The 13,943-nt window shown below is 30.5% G+C and carries 15 protein-coding genes; all 15 read left to right on the top strand.

Going from position 1 to position 13,943, the window contains the following annotated elements:
• The first annotated feature begins 154 nt into the window (after positions 1–154).
• The 15 genes from ftsA (at position 155) to LGK95_RS01735 (ending at position 13,913) form a co-directional block, all read left to right on the top strand.
• A complete protein-coding gene (ftsA, locus tag LGK95_RS01805) occupies positions 155–1,408 on the top strand; it encodes a cell division protein FtsA (RefSeq protein ID WP_226121546.1) in 1,254 nt (417 codons plus the stop codon).
• A 15-nt stretch (positions 1,409–1,423) separates the two neighbouring features.
• Entirely contained in the window at positions 1,424–2,515 is a 1,092-nt protein-coding gene (ftsZ, locus tag LGK95_RS01800) for a cell division protein FtsZ (RefSeq protein ID WP_226121544.1), read from the top strand.
• Between the two features lie 290 nt (positions 2,516–2,805).
• A complete protein-coding gene (gene spoIIGA / locus LGK95_RS01795; RefSeq protein ID WP_226121543.1) occupies positions 2,806–3,612 on the top strand; it encodes a sigma-E processing peptidase SpoIIGA in 807 nt (268 codons plus the stop codon).
• Between the two features lie 90 nt (positions 3,613–3,702).
• Positions 3,703–4,410, top strand: coding sequence for an RNA polymerase sporulation sigma factor SigE (sigE, locus tag LGK95_RS01790; protein WP_226121541.1), 708 nt, complete (start codon positions 3,703–3,705; stop codon positions 4,408–4,410).
• Between the two features lie 236 nt (positions 4,411–4,646).
• Positions 4,647–4,907 carry a YlmC/YmxH family sporulation protein gene (locus LGK95_RS01785; RefSeq protein ID WP_226121537.1) on the top strand — a complete coding sequence of 87 codons (261 nt, stop codon included), beginning with the start codon at positions 4,647–4,649 and terminating at the stop codon, positions 4,905–4,907.
• Positions 4,908–4,967: 60 nt separating this feature from the next.
• Positions 4,968–5,423 carry a transcriptional regulator NrdR gene (gene nrdR, locus LGK95_RS01780; protein ID WP_226121535.1) on the top strand — a complete coding sequence of 152 codons (456 nt, stop codon included), beginning with the start codon at positions 4,968–4,970 and terminating at the stop codon, positions 5,421–5,423.
• Positions 5,424–5,501: 78 nt separating this feature from the next.
• Positions 5,502–6,215, top strand: coding sequence for a peptidoglycan editing factor PgeF (pgeF, locus tag LGK95_RS01775; RefSeq protein ID WP_226121533.1), 714 nt, complete (start codon positions 5,502–5,504; stop codon positions 6,213–6,215).
• Positions 6,216–6,242: 27 nt separating this feature from the next.
• Positions 6,243–6,938, top strand: a complete 696-nt coding sequence (locus LGK95_RS01770) for a response regulator (protein ID WP_226121531.1) — start codon at positions 6,243–6,245, stop codon at positions 6,936–6,938.
• Positions 6,939–6,940: 2 nt separating this feature from the next.
• On the top strand, positions 6,941–8,644 hold the full coding sequence (gene pnpS / locus LGK95_RS01765) for a two-component system histidine kinase PnpS (RefSeq protein WP_226121529.1): 1,704 nt from the start codon (positions 6,941–6,943) through the stop codon (positions 8,642–8,644).
• Positions 8,645–8,825: 181 nt separating this feature from the next.
• Positions 8,826–9,701 carry a phosphate ABC transporter substrate-binding protein gene (locus LGK95_RS01760; RefSeq protein ID WP_226121527.1) on the top strand — a complete coding sequence of 292 codons (876 nt, stop codon included), beginning with the start codon at positions 8,826–8,828 and terminating at the stop codon, positions 9,699–9,701.
• 69 nt (positions 9,702–9,770) lie between these two features.
• Positions 9,771–10,682: a phosphate ABC transporter permease subunit PstC gene (gene pstC / locus LGK95_RS01755; RefSeq protein ID WP_226121525.1), complete on the top strand. Its 912-nt coding sequence runs from the start codon at positions 9,771–9,773 to the stop codon at positions 10,680–10,682.
• Complete coding sequence (pstA, locus tag LGK95_RS01750) at positions 10,682–11,569, top strand: phosphate ABC transporter permease PstA (protein ID WP_226121523.1); 888 nt, start codon at positions 10,682–10,684, stop codon at positions 11,567–11,569. Before pstC ends, pstA begins: the two co-directional genes overlap by 1 nt.
• 11 nt (positions 11,570–11,580) lie before the next feature.
• Positions 11,581–12,333 (top strand): phosphate ABC transporter ATP-binding protein PstB, encoded by a 753-nt coding sequence (gene pstB / locus LGK95_RS01745; protein ID WP_226121521.1) that lies wholly within the window; start codon positions 11,581–11,583, stop codon positions 12,331–12,333.
• A gap of 23 nt (positions 12,334–12,356) precedes the next feature.
• Positions 12,357–13,013: a phosphate signaling complex protein PhoU gene (gene phoU / locus LGK95_RS01740; RefSeq protein ID WP_226121519.1), complete on the top strand. Its 657-nt coding sequence runs from the start codon at positions 12,357–12,359 to the stop codon at positions 13,011–13,013.
• Between the two features lie 75 nt (positions 13,014–13,088).
• Positions 13,089–13,913 carry a substrate-binding domain-containing protein gene (locus LGK95_RS01735; protein WP_226121517.1) on the top strand — a complete coding sequence of 275 codons (825 nt, stop codon included), beginning with the start codon at positions 13,089–13,091 and terminating at the stop codon, positions 13,911–13,913.
• The last annotated feature ends 30 nt before the right edge of the window (positions 13,914–13,943 follow it).

Below are 13,943 nucleotides of genomic sequence, written 5' to 3'. Positions count from 1 at the left end.
ATATATCCGCAAAAATACAATAAAATGTAATTAGTTTTAATTGTATTTGTATCTATAATAAATATTTTAAAAAAATGATTTAAATAAGAGGAAAATTTATTTTTTTGTTGAATATATACACTTAAGGTTTCTCTTATGAGGGGGGATAAACTTAATGAATGAACAAATAGTAGGAATAGACTTAGGATCATCAAAAGTATGCGGAGCAGTTGGTAAAGTTAGTAGTAATGGGAAACTTCAGATTATAGGCATTACATCAGTTGCATGTAGTGGTTTAAATAAATCAGTTGTCATAGATATTGATAGCACAGCTGAAGCTATAAAACAATGCATTACACAATTAGAACGTATGACAGATACACAAATCAGTGAGGGATATATATCATTGCCTGGAGGGATTTGTGAACTGGTAAGAAATACAGGTATGATTGCGATATCTTCTGAAGACAGAGAAATTAAACAGAGTGATGTGGACAGGGTAATTGAAGCAGCTAAACTTATCTCAGTTCCATCAGATAAAGAAATTGTAGGAGTTGAGCCTGAGCAATATATTGTCGATGGATATGACAATATTAAAGATCCTAGAGGCATGAGTGGAGTAAGGCTCGAAGTAGAAGGACAAGTTGTCATGGCTCAATCCACAGTAGTTAGTAATTTACTGAAAAGTGTTAAAAGAGCGGGAATTAAAGTTAATGGTATAGTACTTCAACCATCAGCAATATCTGAGGCTGTACTTAGAAAAGAAGAGAAGGATATGGGCATAACCCTTGTAGATGTTGGAGCTCAAACTATTGATATATCTATTTACAAAAGTGGTAAATTAAAATATACTTCCATTGTTCAATTAGGTGGGGATAACATAACTAATGATATATCAGTATGCCTTAAAGTTCCTTTTAGCGAAGGCGAAAGATTAAAGCTTAAATATGGAAGTCTTGTTAAAGGAAAAGGAGACGACACACATAAAATAAGAGTTAAGGATTCTTATAATAATTTAATGGAAATTGATGAAAATTTATTAGTTGATATAATTCATGCGAGAGTAGAAGAATTATTACAACTAATAAAAAGAAATTTATTAAATAGTGGATTTTATAAAGAAGTTTCGGGTGTTGTTATAGTTGGTGGAGGTATATCTTTATTTAGAGGCACTAATGAACTAAGCAAAGAGGTACTAGATAAGTCAGTTAGAATAGGTTCACCGGAGTATGTAGGAGCGGCTAGCCCTATATATGTTACTGCAGTAGGAATAGTTATACAAGCTGTTAATAATCTGAAAACTAGTAATAGTTCATTTGAAGAATTAGATGAACAATCATATGATAATAATTGGTCAAAAAACCAAAATATAAAAGGGAAAAATGGATTTGCATCAAAAGTTAAAGGTTTTTTTGCAGATTTTTTCTAAAGAGGAGGTAGTGTTGTGCTAGATTTTGATGTTGATGTTCAAGAATTTGCTCAGATTAAGGTAATTGGGTGTGGAGGCGGAGGAAATAATGCTATAAACAGAATGATTATTGAGGGTCTTAAAAATGTAGAGTTTATAGCTATAAATACAGACAAACAGGCTTTGATTCTTTCCCATGCGGTTCAAAAAATTCAGATTGGTGATAAACTAACTAAGGGTCTAGGAGCAGGAGCTAATCCGGAAATAGGTATGAAAGCAGCAGAAGAAAGTAAAGAAGAAATTTCTCAAGCAATAAAAGGAGCAGATATGGTATTCATTACTGCAGGTATGGGAGGTGGCACAGGTACTGGAGCTGCACCTGTGGTTGCGGAGATTGCTAAATCCATGGGAATATTAACGGTAGGAGTTGTAACAAAACCATTCCCATTTGAAGGCCGAAAAAGAATGATTCATGCTGAAATGGGAATAAAAACTCTTAAAGAAGTAGTAGATACATTAGTAACGATTCCGAATGAAAGATTATTAACCATGGTTGATAAGAAAACAACACTAATGGATTCTTTTAAAATGGCAGATGATGTATTAAGACAAGGTATACAAGGTATATCCGATTTGATCACTATACCTGGTCTTGTAAATCTAGATTTTGCAGATGTGAGAACAATAATGCTTGCTAAAGGCCTTGCACATATGGGTGTTGGTAAAGCTTCAGGGGATAATAGATCTCAAGAGGCTGCTAAACAAGCTATCTCAAGTCCACTTCTAGAAACTTCTATAGTTGGTGCTACTGGAGTACTTTTAAATATTACTGGTGGTATGGACCTCGGATTATTAGAAATTAATGAAGCGGCTGAAATTGTTCAAGGAGCAGCTGATCCAGATGCCAATATTATATTTGGAGCAGTTATAGACGAAAGTCTAAAGGATGAAATAAGAATAACAGTTATTGCAACTGGTTTTGAAAATGACAAAGTAATGCAAAATAAACCTGTACCAAAATCTAAAGTAAAAGAGACAATTAAACCTATTGAAGAAGTTGCGTCAACTAGAGATTATGAAGACTCAGATTTAGAAATTCCAGCTTTTTTAAGAAGACAAAACAAATAATACATAGTAAAGTGCCTATATGGCACTTTATTTTTGTTTAGAACAGATTTAAACCTTTATAGGACATATAGCTCTACATATTGTAATTGACTTAGCAGAAACCATTTAAAGGGGGTTTGTTAACACAATTAATATGTTGGGAATGTGCCTTTTTTTTTATTAAATATATATTTAAGATAATATGGGAAGTAATGACGTTTTATAGAGAAATAAAAATATTATTATGTGGTAAAAAATGACAAAATATTGAGCTCAAAAGTTATATAATAATTCCAAAGGAGGAGGAGCGAGTGGTAGTATATGTAGATGTTCTTTTGTTAGTGAATTTTATAGTTAATCTATTCATATTGCATGTTACCGTTCAGACATTAAGAAAAAGAGTAAAGCTTATTTGGATGTGTGTATCAAGTTTTGTAGGTAGCTTGTATGTCTTAACAGTGTTGTACCCAGAGCTTAAATCCTTAACATACTTTCCTTTTAAAATACTAATATTAATTGTGATGATTTTAATCACTTTTAGAGAAAAGAATATTTTATTCAATATTAAGGCATCTTTAATCTTTTTATTATATTCAATTCTTTTAGCAGGAATGTGTTTATTTATTCAGATGAATAATAGTAAAGATATGTCATTCAATGTAATCATAATAAATTTTCCTTATGAAAAATTACTACTTTCAGTAATGATAATTTATATATTGATATATAGGATTATCATTTTTATAGGAGATAGAAAAAAAATGTCAACGCTTATATACACTATTGATATAATAAATAAAAACTATAAAAAAACTATTAAGGCATTTTTAGATACCGGAAACGAGCTTCGCGAGCCTGCTACAAAATTACCAGTATTAATTGTTGAACGGGATAGTTTAAGTGAAATAATGCTTGAAAAAAACAATACCTACTTTATTCCATACACTGTAGTTAATGGAACAAATGGCAAACTTATAGGTTTCAAACCAGAATATATTAGTATTCATATTGACGAAAAAAATATTGAAACAAAGGATGTAATTATAGCCTTTTGTGAGTACAAATTAAGCAAAGATAACGACTATAATGGATTAATGTCTAGAGGCATACTCAGTTAGTTAGCTGCAAATATTAATAATTGCTTAATGATAATAATTGATTAATGATAATGATTGTTTTATGATAATAATAGAGTTAAGGGGGATATTATGTTTAATTTTAAAGTGATGTTAAACAATTTATTTGCAAAATTCAAAATGTTTTCAAACAATTTGTTTTATATAGGAGGAAATGATGCACTTCCGCCTCCTTTAACAAAAGATGAAGAGTATGAATTAGTGAATAAATTAGACACAGGTGATAAACAAATAAGGGCCACTTTGATTGAAAGAAATTTAAGACTCGTAGTATATATAGCAAGGAAATTTGAGAATACAGGTGTAAATGTTGAAGATCTAATTTCTGTAGGAACCATTGGATTAATAAAAGCAGTTAATACCTTTGATCCAGAAAAGCAAATTAAGCTAGCTACATATGCTTCAAGATGTATTGAAAATGAAATATTAATGTATCTTAGGAGAAATAGTAAAATTAAAACAGAAATATCTCTTTATGAGCCATTAAATGTTGACTGGGATGGTAATGAACTATTGCTTTCAGACATTATTGGCACAGATAATGATGTAGTTTACAATATTATTGAAGAGGATGTAGATAAACAATTACTTTGGCTTGCTATGCAACGTTTAAATGCAAGGGAAAAAGAAATTGTTCAGTTAAGGTTTGGTTTAAATGGGACTATAGAAAAAACACAAAAGGAAGTGGCGGACATTCTTGGAATATCGCAATCTTATATATCGAGACTTGAAAAAAGAATAATAAAAAGATTGCAAAAAGAAATTAATAAAATGGTTTAGTCAAAACTGAATAAGTTTAGATAGAAATTATGTTTAGGGTTCTCTAGTAGGACCCTTTTTGTAAGCTTATTTTTAATGCTATTTTAAAATTAAAAAAATATTTCAATTTTAAATAATAAATCTAACACCTAATGAATATAAATAATATAAAGTATAGGTATTTTAAAAAAATAGACTAGCATACTAACTAGCTGTATTGATAAACGTTTGGAGAAAACTGATAGGGGGGTAATAAAATGGAAAGCTTAATGTTTGCAATAAATAACTTAAGACAGATGGAAATTATAGATATTAATTCTGGATCAAAATTAGGATATATTAAGGATTTTAAAGTGGATTGTGATGATTATAGAATTATTTCAATTCTTCTTCCAACTCAAAAATCATCTTGGTTCAATAAAAATAATAGCGTTGAGATACCTTGGGAAAAAATTAAAAAAATTGGTGTAGATGTTATTCTTGTAGATGGAAGTGATGTTGATATAGAAAACGAATAAGAAAGAGTGTATAATGTTAGTATATTTGCTAACTATACTAGGAAAAGGGCGTGAATAACATTGAAATGTCCATATTGTAGCTGTGAAGAAAGTAAAGTAGTTGATTCTAGATCAACAGATGATAATATTGCGACTAGAAGAAGAAGAGAGTGTTTAAATTGTTTTAAACGTTATACTACTTATGAAAAAGTGGAAAATGTACCTATTTTAGTAATAAAAAAGGATAACAATAGAGAATATTTTGATAGAACAAAAATATTGAATGGTCTTATGAAGGCATGTCAAAAGAGGCCAGTTTCAAGAATGCAAATAGAAACTATATGTGATGAAGTAGAAAAACAGTTAAACAATGAAATGCTTACAGAAGTAAAATCTGATTACATAGGAGAAATTATCATGAGTATTTTAAAGAATGTTGATGAGGTATCGTATGTTAGGTTTGCTTCGGTTTATAGGCAATTTAAAGATATTAACACTTTCATGGAAGAAATAAGAAAACTAATGTCTAAGGAGTAGGAATACCCTTAGACATTTTTCCGTTAAAATATTAAATTTTGTTAAAGGCTTATAAGGGAAATAATGGGGGTTGAATTAATGAATAGTGAAACTATTAATAATTATGAATTTATAAAGTTTGAACATGATGACGCAGTAATTGTGTTTTCAACTGCAAAAAATGGACTAAACTTTAATAAAAATTGTGATGAAGGGTTAATAAACTTAAAAAAAATAAAAGCATATTACAATCTACAAGACATTGGATATTTAAATCAGATTCACAGTGATAATATTTTTGAGTTTAATGGTGAGATAAGAGATGGAGATGCTTTAATAACAGATAAGCGAAACTTGGCTATAGGCATTTTTACGGCAGATTGTGTTCCAGTAATTTTAGTAGACAGTAAAGCCTCGGTAATAGCTGCAATACATAGTGGTTGGAAAGGTACAAAATTAATGATAGTGAGCAAAACTATAGAAAAACTAAAGGAAAACTATGGCTCAAGGATGAAGGATATTAGGGCTTATATTGGACCACATATTGGAGGGTGTTGCTATGAAGTGAGTAGTGAACTTATAGAAGAGTTTACTAGTCAGGCTATTTATAGTAATATTAAAATAAGTAATAATAATAGATTAGATTTAGAAAAATGTATTTTAGCACAACTTAAAGAAAAAAATATTAAGGAAGAAAATATTAGTACTACTAAAATTTGCACTGCTTGTAATAAGGAACATGATTTATATTCTTATAGATTTAGTGAAAATAAACAAGGAAGAATGTTTTCTTTTGTTTATCTAAACCAATAAAGTTATTAAAAATATGGAGGGATTAATATGGCTGAAGAAAAAATATTAGTGGTTGATGATGAAGAACATATACAGGAATTAATTAAATTTAATTTAGAAAAAAGTGGTTATAAAGTTATATGTGCAAACAACGGCATAGATGCTATAAAACTTGTTAAAGAACAACTGCCTCAATTAATGTTATTAGATTTAATGTTACCTGGAATGGACGGATTAGACGTATGCAAAGAAATAAGAAGAGACTCTAACATGGCAAATATGCCTATAATAATGATAACAGCAAAAGGAGAAGAAATAGATAAAATAATAGGACTTGAACTAGGTGCTGATGATTATATTACAAAGCCATTCTCAGTAAGAGAGATGGTTGCAAGGGTTAAAGCTATTCTAAGAAGGACTACTATGCAAATAGTTGAAAAAACGTTTAAAGTTGGGAATCTAGTTATTGACTTTGGTAAACACGAGGTTATTAAAAGTGAAAACAAGATTGATTTAACATTAAAGGAATTTGAATTATTACAGATACTAATAAAGAATAAAGGTAGAGTGATGACTAGAGACTTCTTGCTAGATAAAATATGGGGGTATGAATATGTGGGAGAAACAAGAACGGTAGACGTTCATATAAGACATTTAAGACAAAAAATCGAAGATGATGATAAAAATCCAGTATATATCCAAACCATTAGAGGTATAGGATATAGATTTAACTTTGGGGAATGATAATGAAAAAAAAATTATTAATATATTTATTAAGTACTGTGATTTTTATATTTTTAGTAGTAACTACATTAATTGTATCTATTTTTAATTATGAATATGAACAAAATTTAAAAAGTAAACTCCAAACAAATAACAATATGATAATTAGCTTAATTCAAAGTAATAATTTAAAAGACTACGGGAAATTTTTTAAGGAGAACTTAGCTAGTTCAGATTTTAGAGTTACATATGTTAATAAAAATGGCAAAGTTATTCAAGATTCAATTATAAATGCAGAAACTATGGATAATCATAATGAAAGGCAAGAAATAATAAAAGCAAGGAAAAATGGCAATGGATTTACTGTAAGATATAGTAAATCCACTGAGAAAAATATGATGTATTTTGCAACCACGTTTGATGACGGTTTTGTTATTAGAAGTTCGATGCCTCTTAAAATTGTAAATGGATTAGGAAGTAAGTATTTCCAACTATACATTTTGGCTATCATATTCTCGGCAATAGTATCAATTTGGTTTTCACTAAAACTATCCCGCAATATAGTAAAACCTATTACAGACCTAATTTTTATTACCTCAAGAATCAGTAAGGGTGAATTTCATCGAAGAGTTAGAATACTATCGGATGGTGAAATAGGTGAGCTTGCTAAAAATTTTAATGAGATGGCAGATAAATTAGAGCTTACATTAAAGGAGGTTACAGACAAACAAAATAGGCTAGAGGCTATTCTTCAAAGTATGGAGAGTGGAGTTATTGCAGTTGACAGAAAGAATAAGGTAATAATAATTAATCCATATGCAAAAAAAACATTTGGAATTACTAAAGACATTATAGGACAAAATCTTCTTGATAACATACGAAATTTTGAATTAGAGAATATGCTCAATAATAGTGATGATAATTATAAAGAAATAAAAATAGCTTGGCCAGAAGAAAGAGAATTAAGAATTAAAACTGCTGATATAATTAACGATAACGAGCACATTGGGACTGTGGCAGTTGTACAAGACATTACTGAGGTGAAAAAACTAGAAAAAATGAGGACTCAATTTGTAGCAAACGTTTCGCATGAGCTTAAAACACCTTTAACATCTATTAAAGGGTTTGCAGAAACACTGAAATATGTTGATGATGCCCCAACAAAGGAAAAATTCTTAAATATAATTAATGAAGAAGTTGAAAGATTAACTAGATTGATTACTGACATTTTAACGCTTTCTCATATAGAACAACAAAAGGAAGTTAAAAATGAAAATATTGATGTTAATAAAATTATAGAAGATGTCTATAATTTAATGATAAATACCGCAAATATAAAAGGAATTAAGTTGGTAGTTCAAAAGCAGATCATAAAGACAATTATAGGTGATACAGATAGGTTTAAACAAATGTTAATTAACTTAGTAGACAATGCACTAAACTACTCAGAATCAGGAGATAGTGTTTGTATTGGAATGGAGAGTAAGGCTGATAAGTGTATTCTGTGGGTTGAAGATACAGGAGTTGGAATAGATAAAAAACAAATTTCACGTCTTTTTGAAAGATTCTACAGAGTAGATAAGGCTCGGTCAAGGTCTAAAGGTGGTACGGGATTAGGACTTGCAATTGTTAAGCATATAGTGCTTCAATTTAATGGAAAAATATATGTGGAAAGTAAATTAGGTGTAGGAAGTAAATTTATAGTTGAAATTCCATATAACAAATAATGATAAAGCTATCACAATATCATAGTGATAGCTTTATTTTTACGCATTGTTAAGTTTAATTAACATTAGTTAAACTTAAGTTAACTTTGGCATAATACAAAGTTAACTTAAAGGGTATATTATAATAAGAGTAATGAGTAGTAACCGAAATGAATTTAAAGAATGAATGGAGGAAATATCAATGACAAGGAAAAACTTAAAATTTATGGTGGCTGCACTTGCAGTTGCAATGACAGCAGGAATTTTTACTGGTTGTTCAAGTAAAACAGAAACTAAACAAGCCGAATTGTCAGGTTCAATAACTGCAGCAGGATCAACTGCACTTCAGCCTTTAGCTGAACTAGCTTCCCAAAAATTTCTAGATAAAAACCCAGGAGCAACTGTAAATGTTCAAGGTGGGGGAAGTGGTACTGGACTAACATTAGTATCCGGAGGTAGCGCACAAATAGGTAATTCTGATATATATGCAAAAGAAAAAACCGGAGTTGATGCGACAGCATTAAAAGATAATAAGGTATGTGTTATAGGATTTGCAGCAGTTACGAACCCAAAAGCTAAGGTTGAATCTTTAACAAAACAACAACTAATTGATATATTTACAGGAAAAATAAAAAATTGGAAAGAAGTTGGCGGAGCTGACATTAAGATTACTATTATAAATAGAACAAAATCATCAGGAACTAGAGCGACATTCATAAAATATGGTTTGGATGGTAAGCAAGAAGCAGCTGGTTTAACTCAGGACTCAAGCGGAAGTGTTGAAAAAGTAGTTAAAGCAACAGATGGAGCAATTAGTTATTTAGCATTATCTTACTTCGCTGATCCAGCTAAGAAAGAAGGCTTAAATATATTGAAAATAGACGGTGTTGAAGCAACTACAGCAAATATAAGCACAGATAAATATAAAATTTGGTCATACGAACATATGTACACTAAAGGTGAAGCTACAGGAATTACAAAAGCATTCGTAACTTATATGTTAAGTGATGAAATGAAATCATCAATAGCAAAATTAGGATATATTCCAATGGCAGATATGAAAGCTACAAGAGATTAATGTTCTCTAAAGGCTGGTTAAAACCAGTCTTTATTTTGCATTAAAATAATTTCTTCGAGGTAAAATTATATGAAAAATAATAATATAAATAAATTTTTACTTAAATTAAAAAATGAATATTTAGGACGTGGATATGCAACATTTTGTGGTGCACTTATAGTCATTCTTACGTTTACAATCATAATTTTTTTAACTACCAAAGGATTAAATACCTTTATAAAACATGGTTACTCAATAATTAAATTCATCTCTTCTGGTGATTGGAACCCAGATGGTAGTGGTGGAGCTGTGCCTCCTCAATTTGGAGCTTTAATATTTGTAGTTGCGTCTACAGTAGTGTCGTTACTTGCGGTAATTGTTAGTGCACCAATAGGAGTAGCATTAGCTGTATTTATGAATGTGATTTCACCGAAACTTGGAACGAAAGTTCTTCAACCAGCAATAGAGTTATTTGTAGGAATACCTTCAGTTGTTTATGGCTGGATAGGTATAAGTGTATTAGTACCTTTTCTTAAAATTTGTTTTGGAGGAATAGGTTTTAGTCTCCTTGCAGGTGTATTAGTTATAAGCGTAATGATCCTACCTACAATCACAAGTATTTCCTCAGATGCTATAAGAACTATACCTAAAGATTACATAGAAGCATCTTATGGACTTGGGGCAACTAGGTGGCAAACTATAATTAAGGTAATTATCCCTGCAGCAAAAAGTGGGATTTTAACAGGCATTGTATTAGGCGTTTCAAGAGCATTTGGAGAAGCACTTGCCGTGCAAATGGTTATAGGAAATTCAATTACGTTCCCTAAGGGATTGCTTGGAACAACATCAACATTAACAAGTATTCTTACTATGGATATGGCAAATACATTATCTGGTACGGCTTGGAATGATGCATTATGGTCAATGGCATTACTATTACTTATAATATCATTTATATTTATACTTATTATTAGAAAAATTGGGAAAAGGGGTGAGGTATAATGAGTTCTAAGGTTAAAGACAAGATAGCAACAATAGTTCTATACATAGTTTCTGCTTTAGTAATTCTATTGCTTGTGAGCCTCATTGGATATATAGTGTATAATGGACGAGAGTCTTTAAATCTAAAGTTCTTGCTTGGTGAACCAAAAATTGGTGAAGCGGGCGGAGGAATAGGACGTCAATTATACAATTCAATACATTTGCTTGTAATAACACTTATAATTACTATACCACTGGGTATAGGAGCTGGAATATATCTAGCTGAATACGCAAAAGAAGGCAAGCTATTAAATGTTATAAGGTTATGCATAGAAACTATGGCAGCATTACCTTCTATAGTTGTTGGTTTATTTGGACTTTTAGTTTTTGTTAACATGGCAAAATGGGGATATTCTCTTATTGCTGGAGCATTAGCAATAACTATAATTAATTTACCAGGTATGACAAGAGTTTGTGAAAATGCTATTAAAGCAGCGTCATATGATGTTAAAGAAGCTAGTTTAGGATTAGGTGCTACTAGGTGGCAAACTGTTAAAAATGTTATATTGCCATCTGCAATGCCACAAATATTAACAGGTGTTATACTAGCTGCTGGAAGAATATTTGGAGAAGCCGCAGCCTTACTATATACTGCAGGTATGAGTGCACCAACTTTAAATTTTACCAATTTAAGCTTAACCGGTAAAATTTCAGCTTTTAGTTTATTAAGACCAGCTGAAACTTTATCTGTATATATATGGAAGATTAATTCTGAAGGAATGGTACCTGATGCTAGTAAGATAGCAAATGGAGCTTCAGCAGTTTTAATAATAGCAGTGCTTATATTCAACATATCAGCAAGAATAATAGGAAAGAAATTATATGAATCTCACGCAGGAAGTAAATAGGAGGTAACAATATGGGAATAGTTATTACAAAGAATTTAAATCTATATTATGGAAATACTCAAGCATTAAAAAATGTAAACATTAATATAGAGAAAAATTCGGTTACTGCCCTTATAGGTCCATCAGGGTGTGGTAAGTCAACATTTTTACGCACAATTAATAGGATGAACGATTTAATAAGTTCTGTTAGAATAGAAGGTGAAGTAATATATGAAAATAAAAATATATACGATCCCGATTATGATGTAATAGATTTAAGAAAAAAAATAGGAATGGTGTTTCAAAAAGCTAATCCTTTTCCTATGTCTATATATGATAACGTAGCTTATGGACCTAGAATTCATGGAATTAAAAACAAGAAAGAACTTGATGAAATTGTAGAGAATAGCTTAAAGGGTGCGGTGCTATGGGATGAAGTAAAAGATAGACTTAAAAAGAGTGCATTAGGATTATCTGGCGGACAACAGCAACGTCTCTGCATTGCTAGAACTTTGGCTGTAGAACCTGATGTTCTGCTTATGGATGAGCCAACTTCAGCCTTAGACCCTATATCGACTCTGAAAATTGAGGAACTAATGGATGTCTTGAAAAAAAAATATACAGTTATAATTGTTACGCATAATATGCAACAAGCAGGTAGAATTTCTGATTTTACAGCATTTTTCTTAAATGGAGAAATTATTGAAGATGGAAAAACAGAGGAAATATTTTATAAACCTAAAGATAAAAGGACAGAAGACTACATTACAGGAAGATTCGGCTAAAATATAGAAGGGAAGGTGATTATATGATAAGAAAAGCATTTGAAGCGAATATTCAAGAACTTCACAATGATTTAATTAGGATGGGAAGCATTGTTGAAAAACAAATTCATGACTGTATTGATGCTTTAGTTACTAAAGATGTTGAAAAAGCTAAAAAAATAATGAAGGATGATGATATAGTTGATGATTTGGAGCGAGAGATAGAAAACAAAGCAATAAGATTAATCGCTATGCAAGCTCCTTTAGCAATAGATTTAAGAAACATTTTCACTACAACAAGAATAGTAACTGATCTCGAGCGAATGGCTGACTACGCTGTTGATGTTGCTAAAATAACAGTAAGAATAAAAGATGAAAAATACGTGAAGCAGTTAGTATGTATACCTAGAATGGGTGAACTAGTTGTGCTTATGATAAGAGACGCCTTGGACGCCTATGTTGAAGGAGATGTTGAAAAGGCATATGAGGTTTGCAAAAGAGACGATGAAGTTGATAAGTTATATAAGGAAGTATTTAATGATCTTCTACAAGTAATGATTATAAATCAAGACACAATAAATCAATCTACTCAACTTTTATTTATTTGTAAATGGCTAGAAAGAATTGCCGATCATACAACAAACATATGTGAATGGACAATTTATTTGGTTACAGGAGAAAAAATTAATTTAAACGAATAGTTTTATATAAAAATACAAAAACTACAATAAACCTGGATAGGGATATATTCAGAATATTGTAGTGGAGTAGTGATTATGAAGAAAAAAAAATTAAGAACTTATACATTATTTTTTTGTATTATCATGATAATGATTAATGTTGGATGCAAAAAAGATACAGCAGCCAATGAAGAGAAACCCAAAAGCATTAAAATTGTTTGTGAAGACTCAGTTTTACCAATGGTAAAAGACTTAGCCCGTGATTATAATTTGAATAACGACTCAGTAGTTACAGTTGAAAGTGACGAGAGAGAAAGTGCTTTTAATAAACTAAATGAATCCACGGCAGATACATTAGTTGGGTATGTTCAGAAAACTAATAAGGAAGTTGAGTCCGAAAAAATAGCTTACGATGCTATAGGTGTTATTGTTAACACTAGCAATAAAGTAAATGGTATTGGAACTCTAGAATTAAAAAAAATATACACTGGAAGCATAACAAATTGGGGAAAGTTAAATGGTGAATCTAAAACAATAGTACCTGTAGCATATAAAGACAATTTTAATTCAGTAGAGCAAGAATTTAGTATGCAAATAAAAGATACTCCTGTAAAAGAACAAATGAGTAATAGCATTCAATATGTGTCAAGTGTGGAAGAAATGAATAATTTTGTTGCTCAGAATAAGAATGCTATAGGTTTTATACCAGGACAGTGGTATAATAAAGAGAATAAGCTTTTAACATTAAGTGGTATTGAAATGACTGCGTCAAATATAAAAAATAAACTTTATGTACTTAGATTTCCAATTAAAATGTATTATTCTAAAGAAAAAGTTGATAGTTTAAAAGACTTGTTTCAGTACCTTAAAAGTGAAGATGGTAAGAAGATTATAAGAAAATATTGCATAGAAGCATTTTAGTACCTCCTTCTTAGGAGGTATTTTTATTCT

Origin of the sequence: Clostridium algoriphilum, from assembly GCF_020443705.1 — a bacterium.
GTDB classification, from domain to species: domain Bacteria; phylum Bacillota; class Clostridia; order Clostridiales; family Clostridiaceae; genus Clostridium_AD; species Clostridium_AD algoriphilum.
This window is presented reverse-complemented; position numbering and strand designations above follow the sequence as displayed.